Raw genomic sequence first — 18,286 nt, forward strand, 5'->3', positions numbered from 1 at the left:
TGGTAACGCAAATGTCACCAAGGCTTGGCGCCAGCCTGCAAGCGACGGCCCGGCGCTGCTACAATGGTTGGCTATTCCCTCGTCAGATCGTCCCCCGATGTCCAAAGCACCACAATTCGGCCTCAACGTCCCGCAAAGCGAAGCCGTGACCTATCTGGACGGCCCGTGCCTGGTGCTGGCCGGCGCCGGCTCGGGCAAGACGCGCGTCATCACGCAGAAGATCGCCCACCTGATCGAGGACCGCGGCTACGACCCGCGCACCATCGCCGCGCTGACCTTCACCAACAAGGCGGCGCTGGAGATGCAGGAGCGCATCGCCAAGCTGCTCAAGCAGCCCAAGCAGGCCAAGCAGCTGACGGTGTCGACCTTCCACTCGCTGGGCGTCAAGATCCTGCGCCAGGAGGCCAACGGCGTCGGCCTCAAGGACCGCTTTTCCATCATGGACAGCGACGATTGCGGCTCGCTGATCCAGGATCTGGCCATCACCACCGACAAGCAGGTGGTGCGCCGTATCCAGACCGACATTTCGCTGTGGAAAAACGGCCTGGTCGACCCGATGATCGCGCTGCAGCAGGCCAAGGACGAGGACGAGGCGCAGTCGGCGCGCATCTACGCCAGCTACGTGGCGACCCTGTCGGCCTACCAGGCGGTCGACTTCGACGACTTGATCCGCTTGCCGGTGGAACTGTTCCGCAGTAACGAGCCGGTGCGCGACAAGTGGCAGCGCCGCCTGCGCTACCTGCTGATGGACGAGTACCAGGACACCAACACCTGCCAGTACGAGCTGGTCAAGCTGATGGTGACCGGCATCGGCAAGAAGCCGATGTTCACCGCCGTCGGCGACGACGACCAGGCCATCTACGCCTGGCGCGGGGCATCGGTGGAAAACCTGAAGACCCTGCAGACCGACTTCCCCGATCTGCAGGTGATCAAGCTGGAGCAGAACTACCGCTCGACCACCCGCATCCTGCAGGCGGCCAACGCGGTGATCGGCAACAATCCCAAGCTGTTCGAGAAGTCGCTGTGGTCCGAGCACGGCCTGGGCGAGCCGATCAATGTGCTCGGCATGGCCAACGACGACCAGGAGGCCGAGCAGGTGGCCATCATGATCTCGGCCGACCATTTCCAGCGCAAGAACAAGTGGTCCGACTACGCCATTTTGTACCGGGGCAACCACCAGGCGCGCATCATCGAGCAAAGCCTGCGCAAGGAACGCATTCCGTACACGATTTCCGGCGGCCAGAGCTTCTTCGACAAGGCCGAGATCAAGGACATCATCAGCTACCTGCGCCTGCTGGCCAACACCGACGACGATCCGGCCTTCATCCGCGCCGTGACCACGCCCCGCCGCGGCGTCGGCCAGTCGACCATGGAAACGCTGGGCACGTTCTCGGGCCAGTGGCAGTGCTCGCTGTTCGAAGCGGTGTTCAAGGGCGGCATCGAAGCGCTGCTCAACGACCGCCAGCTGGGACCGTTGCGCGACTTCTGCAACTTCATCAACAACCTCGAGTCGCGCGCCAGCCGTCCCGGCCCGAGCGGCAGCGGCGACAACGCCGCCCAGGTGCTCGACGACCTGCTGGAGGCGATCAACTACGAGTCCTATTTGTACGACATGTTCGACGAGCGCGCCGCCCAGGGCAAGTGGCAGAACGTGCTCGAGTTCACCAACTGGCTCAAGGAGCGCGGCCGCGGCGGCAAGGACCGCGACGGCGACGAAAAGAACGTGCTGGAGCTGACCCAGATGGTGGCGCTGATGTCGATGCTCGAGGGCCAGGACGAGGATCCGGACGCGGTGCGCATGTCGACGCTGCACGCGTCCAAGGGGCTGGAGTATCCGCACGTGTTCCTGGTCGGCGTCGAGGAGGGCATCCTGCCGCACAAGGGCGATCCGGACGCGCCGGCCGAGACCATCGCCGCCCGCGTGCAGGAGGAGCGGCGGCTGATGTACGTCGGCATCACGCGCGCCCAGCGCACCTTGCAGATCACGTGGTGCAAAAAGCGCAAGCGCGGCGGCGAACAGGTCCATTGCGACCCGTCGCGTTTCATCAAGGAAATGGAGCTCGACGTCGGCACCGCCGTGCCGGTCGAATCCGAGATCATCACGCCTAAGGAGCGGCTGGCAAGGATGAAGGAACTTTTAACCACACCCAAGCCGGAAGTGAAGCCTTAAAGCAGCGATAGGCGCGCGTTGTCCGCTGGCAATGTGCTAGCATCGATTGCCGACCGCTTTGGTCCGAATGCTTCCGGAGGTGACATCTTGCGTACCCGACTTATCGCCGCTTTACTGCTGTCCTGCGCGCTGCTGCCCGCGGCCCATGCCGAGGAATTCGCCACCAAGGCGGAAGCCGAAGCCATGGTGGCCAAGGGTTTGAAGTACTGGAAGGCAAATGGCAACGAGAAAACTTACGCCGAGATCGGCAAGAAGGACGGCCAGTTCGTCGATCGCGACCTGTATCTGGTGATTTACGGCCTCGACGGCGTGGTGCGCACGCACGGCGCCAATCCCAAAATGATCGGCAAGAACCTGATGGAGATCCGCGACGTCGACGGCAAATTCTTCATCAAGGAGCGCATCGAGCTGGCCAAGAAGAAAAAGCCGTTCTGGCAGGATTACAAGTTCACCAACCCGACCAACGGCAAGATCGAACCGAAGAGCATGTACTGCGTGCCGGAAGAAGATATGGTGATGTGCGGGGGCGTCTATCTGAAATAAGCGCCGGGGCGGTTAGAATGCATGCTTTCCAGCAGGGAGCATGCCGTGGGCAACACCGAAGACCGCTTCATCGATATTGAAATCAAACTGGCGCACCAGGAACACATCGTCGAGTCGCTGAACCAGCGCGTCTACGAGCAGCAACAGCAGATCGACAAGCTCGAGCAGATGTGCGCGGCGCTGGTCCAGCATGTGCGCGACCAGGCGCAAGGCAACAGCGGCGGCGCGCTCGCGCACGAGCCGCCGCCGCATTATTGATTTCTGACTGTCACACCAGCACCGCGCGCAACGCCTCGACGGCGATCGCGTGGTCTTCCGCCTGACGCAGGCCCGACACGGTCACCGTGCCGATCATGCCGACGTTCTTGATGGTGATCGGGAACGCGCCGCCGTGGGCCGCGTAGTCGGCCGGATCGAGATACTTGATCTCGTCGAACGCCACCCCGCGATGCTTATGGTCGATGCCGATGAAGAACGAGCAGCGGCCGAAGCGCTCCACCACATTGTTCTTGCGGCGTATCCAGTCGGCCTGGTCGGCCGACGCGCCCTGCATCGCGTGGTGGAACAGCACCTTGCCGTTGACGGTGATGTTGACCGTCACGCTCTTTTGCCTGTCCTTGGCCAGCTCGACCACCTTCAAGCCCAGCGCCAGCGCGGTATCGCTGCCGAAAGCGGTGAATTGCAGGTCCTTCTCTTGCTGCGTCAGCGTGTCGAGCAACTCGGGGAAATTTTCCATCGATAATCCTTTTAAGCGTAGTCGGTAAGCGTAGTCGATAAGCGTCGTCGCGACGCGCGGACCGCCAGTGTAGCCGAGCTCGGCATTTTTTCCCCTGCGCCAGACGGATCGCGGGCATTTAGTTGTGTCAATGCCCATAAAGTTGTCTGATGGAACAGATGGTTGTGCGTTATACTACCGCCCCGCGTGCCGCGCCCCGCCACGCTCTCCCGTGGTTTTTCATGCACATCGACGTTTCCACCCTGCTTATCGCCATGACGCTCAACATGTTGACGATGGCGGTCGCGTTGCCGTACTTCATGGGGCACGTCAACCGGCCAGCGCGCCGCGCGCAGGTCGGCATCGGCCTGCAGACGGCCGGCTGGGTACTGTTGCTGCTGTCGAGCATGTGCGAGGCGGGCGGTTGGCTCGACCGTTTGCTGTCGACGCTGTCGATGGGCTGCATCGCCGGCGGCATGGCGTTCAACGCGGTCGCGTTCGACCTGTGGTGCGGCCGCCAGGCCACCGCGCGCGCGCCGGCCATCATCGCCGTGCTGCTGACGCTCGGCTACGGCGCCGGTTTTTCGAATTACGCCTTCCGCGTCGGCTGGGCCAACGGCCTGTTGACCGTGCAAATGGCGATGGTGGTCATCGCACTGTGCCGCCGGCCGCAGGCGCCGGTCGGCCGCTGGCGCTGGTTGCTGGTGATCTCGTTGCTGGCGCAAATGGTGGTGACGGCCTGGCGCGGCGCGCTGGGCGCCTTCTACACGGCCGACTTCCCGCATTTTTTCGCGCCGCACGTGGTCAACCTGGTGTTCGCGCTGGTGGCCAACATCACGGTGGTGCTGTCGCTGGCGGCCATCCTGCTGGCCCACCGCGACGAGGCCGCGCGCGAGCTTGAGCGGCTGGCCACGGTCGACGGCCTCACCGGCGTCCTCAATCGACGCGCCTGGCTGGCGCAGGCCGGCATCGACCTGGCGATCAGCGTGCGCTACCGGCAGCCGATGGGCGTGCTGATGCTCGACCTCGACCACTTCAAGCAACTCAACGACACCCGCGGCCACGCCGCCGGCGACCGCGCGCTGCAGCGCTTCGCCGCGGCGCTGCGGGCGGTCAGCCGCACCGGCGACGTCTTCTGCCGCTACGGCGGCGAGGAATTCTGCGTGCTGCTCAACCGCGCGGACCTCGCCGCCGTCCAGGCCTACGACCGGCGCCTGCGCGAATGGCTGGCCGATCACGTGCTGCCGACCCTGGACTTCGACCTGTCGTACAGCGCCGGCATCGCCATGCGGCTGTCCGACGCGGACACCATCGAGGCCATGCTGCGCCGCGCCGACGCCGGGCTGTACCTCGCCAAGGCGCAGGGCCGGGCCATCACCCTGGGCGGATAGCACCGGCCGCTGGCGGCCGTCGCGCCGACGTGGTTTAATCCCTGCTATTTGGACGCCATGTGCACACAAAAATTCGGGTCACCATGTTAGGCATCCTGGTCGTCGCCGCCTATCTGGCGTTCTGGCCGGTCCCGATCCGGGCGGTCGGCTGGCAGGCCCCGGCCGCGCCGGGGTACCAGGGCGCCCACGCCGTCAACGCCAAGCTGGCGGGCCAGCGGCGGATCCCCCTCGGCGCCGAGCAAGGACCCGAGCACGTCGTTTTCGGCAGCGACGGCCTGCTGTACACCGCCGTCGCCAGCGGCCATATTCTGCGCATGGACCGGGACGGTGGCGGGCAGGCGGTGTTCGCCTCGACCGGTGGCCGGCCACTGGGCCTGGCCTTCGACGCCGGACACAATCTGATCGTCGCCGACGCCATCAAGGGGCTGCTGTCGGTGGCGCCGGACGGCAAGGTCACGCCGCTGACCGATGCGGTGGACGGTAAGGCGATCGGCTTCGCCAACGCGGTCGTCGTCGCCACCGACGGCAAGATCTATTTCAGCGACGCCTCCGAGCGGTTCACCACCGCGCAGTGGGGCGGGACGGAGGCGGCGGCGATGCTCGACGTGATGGAGCAGTCGGCCACCGGCCGCGTGCTGGAATACGATCCGGCCGCCAAGCGTACCCGCGTGGTCGCCAAGGGCCTGAGCTTCGCCAACGGCGTCGCTCTCAGCGCCGACCAGCAACACCTGCTGGTCGCCGAAAGCGGCAGGTACCGCGTGTGGAAAATTGCCGTCGGCGCCGAGCGGCTCGATGTCGCGACGCCCTCGCCACAGGCGGCGGTGCTGGCCGATAACCTGCCCGGCTATCCGGACAATTTGATGCGTGGAACAAATGGCAGGATCTGGCTCGGCCTCGCCGGTCAGCGCAACGATCTGGATGCGATGGCGGAACGGCCGTATCTGCGCGAGCTGGCGCTGCGCATTCCGCGCTTCCTGTGGTCCATGCCCAAGCCATACGGGCACGTCATCGCGCTGACCGAGGACGGCAAGGTGGTCGATGACCTGCAGGACCCAAGCGGCGCCTCGGCGCTCACCACCGGCGTGACCGAGACCGCCGATCGGCTCTACATCCATAGCGCCAACGGCGGTAGCCTGGGATGGCTGGCCAAATAGTCGAAAAAAAACAGCCGGCCGATGTCGAATCGGCGGTTCGCCGTTCGTCGTATGATCTGAGGGCTGTCCTCTACTTCTTTCGGGAGAATCGATTATGACCACCAACACCGTGCAACTGCATCGCGTCCTCAAGTCCACGCCGGACCGCGTTTATCGCGCCTTCCTGAATCCGGACGCCATGGCCAAATGGCTGCCGCCGTTTGGATTCACCGGCAAGGTCCACCGGATGGATGCGGTGGTCGGCGGCACCTACAGTATGTCATTCACCAATTTCACCACCGGCGACAGCCACTCGTTCGGCGGCGAATACCTGGAACTGGTGCCCAACGAGCTGCTGCGCTACACGGCCAAGTTCGACGTTCCCGACCTGCCGGGCCAGATGCAGACGACCGTGACCTTGCGGGAGGTGTTCTGCGGCGTGGAGATCAAGGTGGTGCAGGAGGGCATACCGGCGGTCATCCCGGCCGAGGCCTGCTATCTGGGCTGGCAGGAATCGCTGGTGCTGCTGGCGCAACTGGTCGAGCCGGAGATCCGCCAGTAATTTTAGATGGGTGGAGATATGTCGCGGCGGCGCGATGACGCTCAAGGAGACGGAAGCAGGCCGTAAACCTTGACGATCAAGCCCGCCGTGCCCAGGGCGGTGGTCAAGCAGATGCTCAACAGAATGCGGAAGTCCGTGGTGCGGATCTTCGTCAATTGCTCATGCACGCGAACGAACTCGGCGTCGGTACGCACGAAGCCGGCACGCATTTCGTCGCGCAGTCCCGCTATAGCCTGGCCCTGGTAGTCGATCGCCGTCTCCAGATGGGCGACGCGCTCGGCGACGTACGGCTGGCCCTGCCGGGCCTGGTTCTCGCTGTTCATGATGGCTCCTCCGCAGTGATCACTACTTTACGCCGTCATCTGCGCGCGGCATAGAGCGCACGATTGACGCAGTTCCGCACGCGACGGCCGACCTGCAAGTCGCGCGCTCGAACTGCCCGCTGCAAAGCGCGATTTGTTCCGCCGTTGCCGATCACTCGCCAAAGTTGTAGTGCGCGGCCTCGCTGTCATCGAGCCACCGACCTGCTGGCGGACTGCCCAAGGTGGACGCCTTGCGCAATCAAACCCGAGCGTGGGGGAACGCGCGACTCCCGTACCGGTTTCACAGATGCCGCCTGCCATCCTGTAAAATCAGCCCACAAAAAACACCGGGGAATCACATGGGCAAAGGCAGGCTTGAGGCATTCAGCGATGGCGTCATCGCGATCATCATCACCATCATGGTGCTGGAACTGAAGGTGCCGCACGGCGCGGATCTGGCGGCGCTGGAGCCGCTGGTGCCGGTGTTTCTCAGCTACGTGCTCAGTTTCGTCTACGTCGGCATCTACTGGAACAACCACCACCACATGCTGCACGCCTCGACGGTCGTCAACGGCACCGTGCTGTGGGCCAATTTGCACCTGATGTTCTGGCTGTCGCTGATCCCGTTCGCCACCGGCTGGATGGGCGAGAACCATTTCGCGCCGTTGCCCGTCGCGCTGTACGCCGCCACGCTGTTCCTGTCGTCGGTGGCCTATTTCATCCTTGAACATAGGCTGATCTCCTGCAATCCGAAGGACCGCGTGCTGGCCAAGGCCATCGGCAAGGACCGCAAGGGCATGGCGTCCATGGTGCTGTATTTCCTCGCCGTGCCGCTGGCCTTCGCGGCGGTGTGGGCGTCGTTCACGCTGCTCGTGCTGGTGGCGATCCTGTGGTTCCTGCCCGACCGCCGCATCGAGGCGGCGATGCGTTCCTGAGCCGGATGCTAACGGGCGGCGCAACTGCCGCCGATACGCGTCCACAGCGAGCGGCTGGTGGCGTGCATCCCGGGGCCGCCCTGATCCAGCGCTTGCAGTTGCTTGGCGATCTCGGCCTTCTCCGCCGCCGAGCTGGCGCTGGCTTGCTCCGTGAGCAAATCGGCCCGGGTCTTGGCCAGCGCCGCTTGCATCTCGGCCTGCTGGCGCGGTAGATCGGCCAGCATTTGCCTGGCCTGCGCGCGCGCTTCCGCCGTCGAGGCGTTCCTGGCGGCGTTCTCCAGCATCGGCCGCATGGCGTTGATGTTGGACGCGGCCGGCGACGTCTTCGTGTCGGACTCGTGCGTCATTTCCCATCTGTCGTTGCCGAGTTTGCGAATGGTGATCTTGACCTTGCCGATCGCGCACTGCGATTCGGTGGTCAGGGTCGTGTCGGTGATGCTTTCCGAGATGTTCTTGCAGGCGGAAGCGGCCATTTCCGGCGGCAGGATCTGTGCTTTGCCGTTGCGCGGCGGCAGGCAGTACGGCTTCTGCCCGCTGGCGCCGTTGTAGATGCGCTGAGGACTTTTTCCCGGCTCCGTGGCGGTCACGTCGAGCTTGCCGCTGGCGCCGTCGAGCTGGTGCCGGACGGTGGCGCTGTCGGGCGCCATGCGCATGGACGCGTCGCTGTCGATGCGGTACAAGCCCGGCGGCGGCGCCACCTTGTTGAAGGCGTCCGGAGTGATGGCGGCATCGGACGGTCCGGCGGCGGCGAGCACAACGGCAAGAAACAGGGTACGCGGCAAGATGATCCTCCTGGTCAGGAACCGCGATCTTAATACAAAGTGTAATTATTTCGATAATTTCCGCGTACCGTGCGCGCTGGGAGCGGCGGCGCCATTTCTACGGTCGGCACCGGTGCGTGGCGTCCGCCGGCCCTGCAAATAGCTGCGAGGCAAATCATTCTTCGGAAAATCGCGGTCAATTCCGATCAAGTGCAGTGCACCATTTTTTGCGGATGACTGGCTGTCTGTCACCCTGATATGATCTTGCGCTTCCGTGCCGCGCTTTGCCGCGCCGGCATTTTTCTTGGCGCTTATTGAAAGATCCAGATCATGTCCCGTCCTCAGATGCTTGTTGTCGCCGCCGCCCTAGGCCTGGCCTTTTCCCAGACAGTCCTGGCCGCTCCGGCCGCCTCCCTGGCGGGCAACCCGCTGGCCACCGCCAGCACGTTGCCGTTCCACTATCCGGCGTTCGACAAGATCAAGGATGAGCATTTCCTGCCGGCCTACGCCGAAGGCATGCGCCAGCAGTTGAAGGAAATCGATGCGATCGCCAACAACAAGAAGCCGGCGACGTTCGACAACACCATCGTGGCGATGGAGAAATCCGGCGCGCTGCTGACGCGCGTGCAAACCACCTTCGGCAACCTGCAAGGCGCTAACACCAACGACAAGCTCGACGCCATCGACAGCGAAATGTCGCCGAAGCTGGCCGCCCACGGCGACGCCATCTACCTGAACGCCAAGCTGTACGCGCGCGTCAAGGCGCTGTACGACAAGCGCGACAGCCTGAAGCTGGACGCCGAATCGAAGCACCTGCTGGAGCGTTACCATACCGACTTCGTCCGCGCCGGCGCCAACCTGTCGGCCGCCGACAAGGAAAAACTGAAGGCGCTCAACGGCGTCATCGCCACCTTGCAGACCACCTTCACCCAAAACGTGCTGAAGGAAACCAACGCCTCGGCGCTGCTGGTCGACACCCGCGAGGAACTGGCCGGCATGAGCGACGCCGAGATCGACGCCGCCGCCGCCGCCGCCAAGGCCAAGGGCAAGGACGGCAAGTTCCTGATCGCGCTGGTCAACACCAGCGGCCAGCCGCCGCTGGCCGTGCTGAAAAGCCGCGCCGTGCGCGACAGGCTGATGGCCGTGTCGCTGGCGCGCGGCGCCAACGGCGGCGAGTTCGACAACCGCCAGGTGGTGCTGAAGATCGCCAAGGCGCGCGCCGAGAAGGCCACCCTGCTGGGCTACGAAAACTACGCCGCCTACTCGCTGGAGGACCAGACCGCGCACGACACCGCCGCCGTCAACAAGCTGCTGGGCGAACTGGCCCCGCCGGCCGTCACCAACGCCAAAAAGGAAGCGGCCGACCTGCAGGCCGTGGTCGACACGGAAAAGGCCGCCTTCAAGATCGGCGCGGCAGACTGGGCCTACTACACCGACAAGGTGCGCGCGCAGCGCTTCGCCTTCGACGAGAACCAGCTCAAGCCGTACTTCGAACTGGACAACGTGCTGGTCAACGGCGTGTTCTTCGCCGCCACCAAGCTGTACGGCATCACCTTCAAGGAGCGCAAGGATTTGCCGGTGTATAACCCGGACGTGCGCGTGTTCGACGTGTTCGACGCCGACGGCAAGCAACTGGCCATCTTCCTGGCCGACATGTACGCCCGTGGCAACAAGCAGGGCGGCGCGTGGATGAACGAGTACATCTCGCAGTCGACCCTGCTGGGCACCAAGTCGGTGGTGGCCAACCACCTCAACATTCCGAAGCCGCCGGCCGGCGAGCCGACCTTGCTGACCTACGACGAGGTCAAGACCGCGTTCCACGAGTTCGGCCACGCGCTGCACGGCATGTTCTCCAACGTGAAGTATCCGCGCTTCTCCGGCACCAGCGTGCCGCGCGATTTCGTCGAGTATCCGTCGCAGGTGAACGAGATGTGGGCCGTGTGGCCCGAGGTGCTGTCCAACTACGCCAAGCACTACAAGACCGGCGCGCCGATGCCGAAGGAATTGCTCGACAAGGTGATCGCGTCGAAAAAGTTCAACCAGGGCTTCCTGACCACCGAATACCTGGCCGCGTCGCTGCTGGACCAGCGCTGGCACCAGCTGACCCCGGCGCAAATCCCGACCGACGTGCTGGCCTTCGAGGCGCAGTCGCTCAAGGACATGGGCGTCGATTTCGCGCCGGTGCCGCCGCGCTACCGCACCACGTACTTCTCGCATAGCTTCTCGGGCGGCTACTCGGCCGGCTACTACGCCTACCTGTGGTCGGAGAAGCTCGACGCCGACACCGTCGAATGGTTCAAGGAAAAAGGCGGCCTGAAGCGCGAGAACGGCGACTGGTTCCGCGCCAAGCTGCTGTCGCGCGGCGGCACCGACGATGCGATGAATCTGTTCCAGAATTTCCGTGGCCGCGCTCCGGTCATCGAGCCGCTGCTGGAACGCCGTGGCCTGACCGGCAAGTAACGTCAAACCCGCACCCCGCGATTGAGCGCGGTGCGGGGTGAAAATAAATACTCAAGCAAAAGGATTTCCATGATTCGTACCAACCTGATCATCACCGCCGCCGTCACCGCCATCTGCGGCGTTGCCCACGCCGCGCAACCCGCCTCGCTGCTGGCGGCGAGCAACCCGTTCGCCAAGGCGAGCCCGCTGCAATACGGCTATCCGCAGTTCGACAAGATCAAGGACGACGACTACGCGCCGGCGTTCACCGAAGGCATGCGCCAGCAGGCGGCCGAGATCGAAGCCATCGCCAACAACAAGAAACCGGCCACCTTCGACAACACCATCGTCGCGATGGAAAAATCGGGCCAGTTGCTGTCGCGCGTGTCGAGCGTGTTCGGCAACCTGTCGGGCGCCAACACCAACGACACCTTCAAGGCGCTCGAGCGCGATCTGTCGCCGAAACTGGCGGCCCACAGCGACGCGATCCGCCTCAACGGCAAGCTGTACGCGCGCATCCAGTCGCTGTACGCCAAGCGCGACAAGCTGAACCTGGACGCCGAATCGAAATACCTGCTGGAACGCTACAACACCGATTTCGTGCGCGCCGGCGCCAAGCTGTCGGCCGCCGACAAGGACAAGCTCAAGGCGATGAACGCCGAGCTGGCCAAGCTGCAAACCACGTTCGCGCAGAACGTGCTGGAGGAAGCCAACGCCTCGGCGCTGATCGTCGACACCCGAGAGGAACTGGCCGGCATGAGCGACAAGGCGATCGACGCCGCCGCCGCCGTCGCCGCCAAGCGCGGCCTGGAAGGCAAGTTCGCCATTCCGGTCGTCAACACCTCCGGCCAGGCCAACCTGGCCGTGCTGACCAAGCGCGCCACGCGCGAGCGCCTGATGGCCGCGTCGCTGACGCGCGGCAGCCACGGCGGCAAGTTCGACAACACGCAAGTGGTGCTGCAACTGGCCAAGCTGCGCGCCGACAAGGCCGCGCTGCTGGGCTATCCAAGCTTCGCCGCCTACGCGCTGGAAGACCAGACCGCGCACGATCCGGAAGCGGTCAACAAGATGCTGTCCGAGTTCGCCCGTCCGGCCGTCGCCAACGCCAAGAAGGAAGGCGCCGAAATCCAGCAGGTCATCGACAAGGAGAAGGGTGGATTCCAGCTGGCCGCCCACGACTGGTCGTTCTACAGCGACAAGGTGCGCGCCGAGCGCTTCGCCTTCGACCAGAACCAGCTCAAGCCGTACTTCGAGCTCAACAGCGTGCTGACGAATGGCGTGTTCTTCGCCGCCAACAAGGTCTACGGCCTGTCGTTCAAGGAGCGCAAGGACCTGCCGGTGTACAACCCGGACGTGCGCGTGTTCGACGTCATCGACGCCGATGGCAAGCAACTGGCCATCTTCATCGCCGACTTCTACGCCCGCAGCAACAAGCGCGGCGGCGCCTGGATGAACGCCTACGTGTCGCAATCGTCGCTGATGGGCACGCAGCCGGTGGTGGCCAACCACCTCAACATTCCGAAGCCGAACGACGGCGAGCCGACCCTGCTGACCTACGACGAACTGCGCACCTTGTTCCACGAGTTCGGCCACGCGCTGCACGGCATGTTCTCGAACGTCAAGTACCCGCGCTTCGCCGGCACCCGCGTGCCGCGCGACTTCGTCGAATTCCCGTCGCAGGTCAACGAGATGTGGTCGACCCAGCCGGAAGTGCTGGCCAACTACGCCAAGCACTACCAGACCGGCGCCGCCATGCCGCAGGAACTGCTCGACAAGGTGATCGCCTCGAAGAAATTCAACGAAGGCTTCCGCACCACCGAGTACCTGGCCGCGTCGATCCTGGACCAGAAATGGCACCAGCTGGGCGCGTCGCAGATCCCGACCGACGTGCTGGGCTTCGAGGCGGCGTCGCTGAAGGCCGCCGGCGTCGACTACGCGCCGGTGCCGCCGCGCTACCGCACCACGTACTTCTCGCACGTGTTCTCGGGCGGCTATTCGGCCGGTTACTACGGCTACCTGTGGTCGGAGCGCCTCGACGCCGACACCGTCGAATGGTTCAACGAAAACGGCGGCATGCTGCGCAAGAACGGCGACTACTTCCGCAAGATGCTGCTGTCGAAGGGCGGCACGATGGACGCGATGCAAATGTTCCGCGAATTCCGCGGCCGCGACGCCAAGATCGAACCGCTGCTGGAACGCCGCGGCTTGACGGAAAAATAAACCCGGGCCAGCAGCGTGAGTGAAACCCGGTAAACACGTAGGGCGGATTAGCGAAGCGTAATCCGCCAAGCGCCGCCGATAGCCCCCGCGTCCACCCGGAACCCGAGGCCGAACCCGATTTGTGTAGAATCGGCTTCGGCCCTTTCATTTTTTGAGTAAGATATAAACATGAGTAATGATTTGAACGGCGTCACGCTGGAAGCCATCGTCACCCGTTTGCACAAGCATTACGGCTGGGAACAGCTGGCCCAGCGGATCGACATCAATTGCTTCATCAGCGATCCAAGCGTTAAATCCAGCCTGAAGTTTTTGCGCAAGACACCGTGGGCAAGGACTAAGGTCGAAGAGTTATACGTGACCACCAAATTTGCCGATTGAACAACGAGGGATAAGCATCATGGACAGTAATCTGAAAACATCGCTCAAAACCCTGCAGGCCAACCTGGCCAATGCCGGCCCGGTCGACGCCGAATTGCAGGAATTGCTGGTGCAGCTCGACGGCGACATCCAGGCCCTGCTCGAGCGCGGCAAGGAAGAGCAGCCCGACGGCGGCACCACCACCTACGGCCTGGCCGAGCGCTCGCAGGAAATCTCGGCCAAATTCGCCGCCGAACATCCGAAACTGGAGCCGGCGCTGCGCGAACTGGGCCGCATGCTGTCCAATATCGGCGTTTAAAGCTTGTCGCCACCCGCCCGGGCGGTGTCGAAGCGCCAGCGTTTATCGTCCGATAATACTGGCGCTTTCGTCACAAGTTGTTGAATACTAAAAGAATTTTCCGCGCCCCGTGAGCGGAGGGATGGCATTTCCGGTACAATGCTGTCCGATATGATCTCCCCTACCAATTTATTCGCGACCGTCCCCAAGCGGTCTGCCCGCGCTGCCGCCGCGCCTTTCCTGCCGATGTCCCGCGCCGAGATGGACGCGCTCGGCTGGGACGAGTGCGACGTGATCCTGGTCACCGGCGACGCCTACATCGACCATCCGAGCTTCGGCATGGCGCTGGTCGGCCGCCTGCTGGAGGCGCAAGGCTTCCGCGTTGGCATCATCAGCCAGCCCGACTGGACCTCGGCCGAGGCTTTCCGCGCGCTGGGCAAGCCGCGCCTGTACTACGGCATCACCGCCGGCAACATGGATTCGATGGTCAACCGCTACACGGCCGACCGCAAGATCCGCTCCGACGACGCCTACACCGCCAACGGCGAGCCCAACAAGCGGCCCGACCGCGCCGTCACCGTCTACGCCCAGCGCGTGCGCGAAGCCTTCCCCGGCACGCCGGTCGTGATCGGCTCGATCGAGGCCTCGCTGCGCCGCATCGCCCATTACGATTACTGGTCGGACAAGGTGCGCCGCTCGGTGCTGACCGATTCCAAGGCCGATCTGCTGATCTTCGGCAACGCCGAGCGCGCGCTGGTCGACCTGACCCACCGCATGGCCGCCGGCGAGGACATCAAAACCATCCGCGACCTGCGCGGCACCGCCTTCATGGTGCCGGCCGGCTGGCTGCCGAGCGAGGAATGGGGCGTCAACAACAGCACCCGCATGGATACGCCGGGCAAGGTCGATCCGCATGTCGACCCGTACATGATGGTGCAGCAGAACACGTCGTCGTGCGCCACCGAGAACGGCGGCGCCAAGGCCGCCGGCGGCGAAGCCGAGGTCAACGAGGCGATGGTCGAACCGAAGCCTGTTCCCGTCGCTCCGGTCGAGGTGGTCAAAACCATCCGCATCATGAGCCGCGAAGAACGCCAGGCGATGGAAAAGGAAAAACACCACAAGACCGTGGTGCGGCTGCCGTCGTACGAGACCGTCAGCGCCGATCCGGTGATGTATGCGCACGCCTCGCGCGTGTTCCACCTGGAATCGAATCCCGGCAACGCCCGCGCGATGGTGCAGGCGCACGGCGAGCGCGACGTGTGGATCAATCCGCCGCCGCTGCCGCTGCGCATGGACGAAATGGACGGCGTCTACGATATGAACTACGCGCGCGCGCCGCATCCGTCGTACGGCAAGGCGCGCATTCCGGCGTGGGAGATGATCCGTTTCTCGGTCAACATCATGCGCGGCTGCTTCGGCGGCTGCACGTTCTGCTCGATCACCGAGCACGAGGGCCGCATCATCCAGAGCCGCTCGGAGCCGTCGATCCTGCGCGAGATCGAACACATCCGCGACAAGACCAAGGGCTTCACCGGCACCATTTCCGACCTGGGCGGTCCGACCGCCAATATGTACCGGCTGGCCTGCAAGGACCCGAAGATCGAGGAATCGTGCCGCCGCCTGTCGTGCGTGTACCCGTCGATCTGCGTCAACCTCGGCACCGACCACAGCAAGCTGATCTCGCTGTACCGCAAGGCGCGCGCCATTCCCGGCGTGAAGAAAATCCTGATCTCGTCGGGCTTGCGCTACGACATCGCCGTGCGTTCGCCCGAGTACGTCAAGGAACTGGTCACGCACCACGTCGGCGGCCTGCTCAAGATCGCGCCCGAGCACACCGAAGAGAACACCTTGTCGAAGATGATGAAGCCGGGCATCGGCGCCTACGACGAGTTCAAGGAAATGTTCGACCGCTTCTCGCTGGAGGCCGGTAAGAAGCAGTACCTGATCCCGTACTTCATCGCCGCCCACCCGGGCACGACCGACCTGGACATGCTGAACCTGGCGCTGTGGCTGAAGAAGAACAACTTCAAGCTCGACCAGGTGCAGACCTTCATGCCGACGCCGATGGCGATGGCCACCACGATGTACCACACGCGCAAGAATCCGCTGCGCAAGGTGACGGCCGATTCGGAAACCGTCGAGACGGCCCGCAGCGGCAAGATCCGCCGCACGCACAAGGCCTTCCTGCGCTACCAGGACCCGGAGAACTGGCCGATCCTGCGCGAGGCGCTGGTGGCCATGGGCCGTGGCGACTTGATCGGCAATGGCGACAAGCACCTGATCCCGAGCTGGTCGGCCGGCGAGGCGACCAGCAACCCGAGCACCGACGGCCGCCGTGGCCCGGCCTCGGCGCTGCCGTTGCCGGGCGCCGCCGCCAAGGGTGGCATGGGCGGCAAGGGTGCCAAGTCCGGCATCGTGGCCTCGGCCCAGGCGCAGCAGCGCGGCGGCCAGGGGCAGCGCGCCAACGCGCTGACCGGTTCGCTGACGGCGCGCCAGTCGCTCGAGACCAAGGTGCGCGCGTCCATCCTCGACACCATCAAGGTCAAGAAGCCGGCGGCGCCGGCCCCCGTCAAGGGCGGCAAACCGGCGCGCGCGCCGGCCGCCGCGCCGCGCGGACGCAAATAGAACCCGCCGCTTAGCGCCGGCGAAAGCGGGACACAGAAAAAAGCAGATGCAGCGATGTATCTGCTTTTTTTTCGGCCATGCCGATGGAAATGTTGCCAAATCGTCGCATCGGTCAAATTGCACGGCTAATTCGGTCCTGCTCCGGCGATGCGGACGGGGTCGCTGCGACTACACTGGTCGAGGATGGCTGTCATCTCCGACGGCCGGCAACGCAGACTTTCACTGTGAAACTGGATCATCATGAAAAACTTTAAATTCTCGTCCCTGCTGCACGTGCCGATGGTCGCCCTGCTGGCGGTGTTGGCCGCCTGCGGCGGTGGCGGCGGTGGCGGCTCGGCGGCAACGCCGCCGGCGGCCGCCACGCCGACCTTGCGCAGCATCGCCATCACCGTGCCCGGCAACGCCACCACCATCGCCGTGGGCACGGCGCCGAAGGTGCTGGTCGCCACCGGCAGTTATTCGGACGGCAGCACCAAGGCGCTGACCGCCGCCATGGGCCTGATCTGGGCGCCGACCAACGGCAAGGCGGTGGCGGTGGCCACCAACGGTTCGCTCACGGCCAAGGCGGTCGGCACCGAGAACGTCACCGCCACCGTCGACAGCGTGGTCGGCACCCTGCCCATCACGGTCACGGCGCCATGGATGGGCGTGACCGCCGGCGGCTACCAGACCGTCGCCCGCAAGGCCGACGGCAATCTGTACAGCTGGGGCTCGAACATCAAGTCGCAGCTGGGCGACAGCACCACCATCGACCGCAACGCGCCGGTGCTGGTGGCCGGCACCAGCCCGACGTGGAAACAGGTGGCCGTCGGCGACCAGTTCGTCGTGGCGATCCGCAACGACGGCACCATGTGGGCGTGGGGCTATAACCTGGACAGCCAGCTGGGCGACGGCACCCAGATCAACCGCGCCGTGCCGACCCAGGTCGGCACGGCCAAGGACTGGGCCGTGGTGGCGGCCGGCAAGGCCCACGTGCTGGCGCTGAAGGTCAACGGCAACCTGTACGCGTGGGGCCGCAACGACAAGGGCCAGCTCGGCGACGCCACCCTGACCGGCAACCGTTCGGTGCCGACCAAGATCGGCGTGCTGTTCTGGTCCTCGATCGCCGCCGGCGACTCCCATTCGCTGGCGATCCAGCGCGACACCAACGACCTGTATGGCTGGGGCGGCAACGCGAGCGGCCAGGTCGGCAACGCCAGCCGCACCGACGTGACGGCGCCGGCCAAGATCGGCACGCTCAAGTTCACCTCGCTGGCGGCCGGCGCCGCCCACTCGATGGCGATCACCACCTCCGGCACGTTGTACGCGTGGGGGGCCAACGCCCTTGGACAGCTGGGCAACAATACCGTGACCGACGCCACCGCGCCGGTGCAGATCGGCACCGACAACAATTGGTCGCAGATGTCGGGCGGCGCCGAGCACACCGTCGGCCTGCGCACCGACGGCACCCTGTGGAGCTGGGGCGCCAACGAATTCGGCCAGTTGGGCACCGGTGGCGCCAATTCCCTGGTGCCGCTGCAGATCGGCACCGGCACCAACTGGAAATCCATCACCTCCGGCATGTCGCACAGCTTCGGCCTGCAGGCGGACGACACGCTGTGGGGCTGGGGCCGCAATGCCGAGGGCCAGCTGGGCACCGGCGGCAAGGCGCCGTACGCGCCGGTGCCGGTCAACGTGCCGAACTAGGCGGCGAATCGGACGGTAACGGCATCGCGGCGCCACCCCCGGGTGGCGGGCGCGGACGGACGGCGGGCGCGGGCCCGGCCGTCCGTTGCTTTTTGTGTCCACGACATGTCATAAAGCACCGGAAAGCAGTGTGAAGCGGCTACAATTTG

Annotated in this window: 16 protein-coding genes; 13 read left to right on the top strand and 3 right to left on the bottom strand. The window is 64.7% G+C overall.

The window, feature by feature from the left end:
• Positions 1-97: 97 nt before the first annotated feature.
• From BMX85_RS23600 to BMX85_RS23610, 3 genes are all read left to right on the top strand, one after another.
• Positions 98-2,170 carry a UvrD-helicase domain-containing protein gene (locus BMX85_RS23600; RefSeq protein ID WP_090324557.1) on the top strand — a complete coding sequence of 691 codons (2,073 nt, stop codon included), beginning with the start codon at positions 98-100 and terminating at the stop codon, positions 2,168-2,170.
• An 87-nt stretch (positions 2,171-2,257) separates the two neighbouring features.
• The gene (locus BMX85_RS23605) at positions 2,258-2,713 is read left to right on the top strand and encodes a cache domain-containing protein (protein WP_090324560.1); all 456 of its coding nucleotides are present in this window, start codon (positions 2,258-2,260) and stop codon (positions 2,711-2,713) included.
• A gap of 45 nt (positions 2,714-2,758) precedes the next feature.
• Complete coding sequence (locus BMX85_RS23610) at positions 2,759-2,971, top strand: SlyX family protein (protein ID WP_090324563.1); 213 nt, start codon at positions 2,759-2,761, stop codon at positions 2,969-2,971.
• Positions 2,972-2,981: 10 nt separating this feature from the next.
• Here the strand turns inward: BMX85_RS23610 and BMX85_RS23615 are convergent, their stop codons facing one another.
• A complete protein-coding gene (locus BMX85_RS23615; RefSeq protein WP_090324565.1) occupies positions 2,982-3,449 on the bottom strand; it encodes a heme-degrading domain-containing protein in 468 nt (155 codons plus the stop codon).
• Between the two features lie 221 nt (positions 3,450-3,670).
• Here BMX85_RS23615 and BMX85_RS23620 point away from each other — a divergent pair, with 221 nt between their 5' ends.
• The 3 genes from BMX85_RS23620 to BMX85_RS23630 all read left to right on the top strand — a co-directional run bounded on the left by BMX85_RS23620 (position 3,671) and on the right by BMX85_RS23630 (position 6,514).
• Positions 3,671-4,819 (top strand): GGDEF domain-containing protein, encoded by a 1,149-nt coding sequence (locus tag BMX85_RS23620; RefSeq protein ID WP_229210643.1) that lies wholly within the window; start codon positions 3,671-3,673, stop codon positions 4,817-4,819.
• A gap of 83 nt (positions 4,820-4,902) precedes the next feature.
• Complete coding sequence (locus BMX85_RS23625) at positions 4,903-5,973, top strand: SMP-30/gluconolactonase/LRE family protein (RefSeq protein WP_090324568.1); 1,071 nt, start codon at positions 4,903-4,905, stop codon at positions 5,971-5,973.
• A gap of 94 nt (positions 5,974-6,067) precedes the next feature.
• Positions 6,068-6,514, top strand: a complete 447-nt coding sequence (locus tag BMX85_RS23630) for an SRPBCC family protein (protein WP_090324570.1) — start codon at positions 6,068-6,070, stop codon at positions 6,512-6,514.
• A 41-nt stretch (positions 6,515-6,555) separates the two neighbouring features.
• On the opposite strand, the gene BMX85_RS23635 is transcribed toward BMX85_RS23630, so the two are convergent.
• Positions 6,556-6,837 carry a hypothetical protein gene (locus BMX85_RS23635; protein ID WP_090324573.1) on the bottom strand — a complete coding sequence of 94 codons (282 nt, stop codon included), beginning with the start codon at positions 6,835-6,837 and terminating at the stop codon, positions 6,556-6,558.
• A gap of 338 nt (positions 6,838-7,175) precedes the next feature.
• On the opposite strand from BMX85_RS23635, the gene BMX85_RS23640 reads away from it, so the two are divergent.
• Positions 7,176-7,751 (top strand): TMEM175 family protein, encoded by a 576-nt coding sequence (locus BMX85_RS23640; RefSeq protein WP_090324576.1) that lies wholly within the window; start codon positions 7,176-7,178, stop codon positions 7,749-7,751.
• A gap of 8 nt (positions 7,752-7,759) precedes the next feature.
• On the opposite strand, the gene BMX85_RS23645 is transcribed toward BMX85_RS23640, so the two are convergent.
• On the bottom strand, positions 7,760-8,533 hold the full coding sequence (locus BMX85_RS23645) for a hypothetical protein (protein ID WP_143068053.1): 774 nt from the start codon (positions 8,531-8,533) through the stop codon (positions 7,760-7,762).
• 309 nt (positions 8,534-8,842) lie between these two features.
• Here BMX85_RS23645 and BMX85_RS23650 point away from each other — a divergent pair, with 309 nt between their 5' ends.
• From BMX85_RS23650 to BMX85_RS23675, 6 genes are all read left to right on the top strand, one after another.
• A complete protein-coding gene (locus tag BMX85_RS23650; protein ID WP_229210644.1) occupies positions 8,843-10,972 on the top strand; it encodes a M3 family metallopeptidase in 2,130 nt (709 codons plus the stop codon).
• A 69-nt stretch (positions 10,973-11,041) separates the two neighbouring features.
• Complete coding sequence (locus BMX85_RS23655; RefSeq protein WP_090324583.1) at positions 11,042-13,171, top strand: M3 family metallopeptidase; 2,130 nt, start codon at positions 11,042-11,044, stop codon at positions 13,169-13,171.
• Positions 13,172-13,339: 168 nt separating this feature from the next.
• Positions 13,340-13,549: a VF530 family protein gene (locus BMX85_RS23660; RefSeq protein ID WP_090324586.1), complete on the top strand. Its 210-nt coding sequence runs from the start codon at positions 13,340-13,342 to the stop codon at positions 13,547-13,549.
• A gap of 19 nt (positions 13,550-13,568) precedes the next feature.
• On the top strand, positions 13,569-13,847 hold the full coding sequence (locus tag BMX85_RS23665; protein WP_090324589.1) for a DUF4404 family protein: 279 nt from the start codon (positions 13,569-13,571) through the stop codon (positions 13,845-13,847).
• Between the two features lie 225 nt (positions 13,848-14,072).
• The gene (locus BMX85_RS23670) at positions 14,073-16,451 is read left to right on the top strand and encodes a YgiQ family radical SAM protein (protein WP_218147400.1); all 2,379 of its coding nucleotides are present in this window, start codon (positions 14,073-14,075) and stop codon (positions 16,449-16,451) included.
• 240 nt (positions 16,452-16,691) lie between these two features.
• The gene (locus BMX85_RS23675) at positions 16,692-18,137 is read left to right on the top strand and encodes an RCC1 domain-containing protein (protein WP_090324591.1); all 1,446 of its coding nucleotides are present in this window, start codon (positions 16,692-16,694) and stop codon (positions 18,135-18,137) included.
• Positions 18,138-18,286: the final 149 nt, after the last annotated feature.

This window comes from Duganella sp. CF517, assembly GCF_900110275.1.
In the GTDB taxonomy this organism is placed as follows: domain Bacteria; phylum Pseudomonadota; class Gammaproteobacteria; order Burkholderiales; family Burkholderiaceae_D; genus Rugamonas.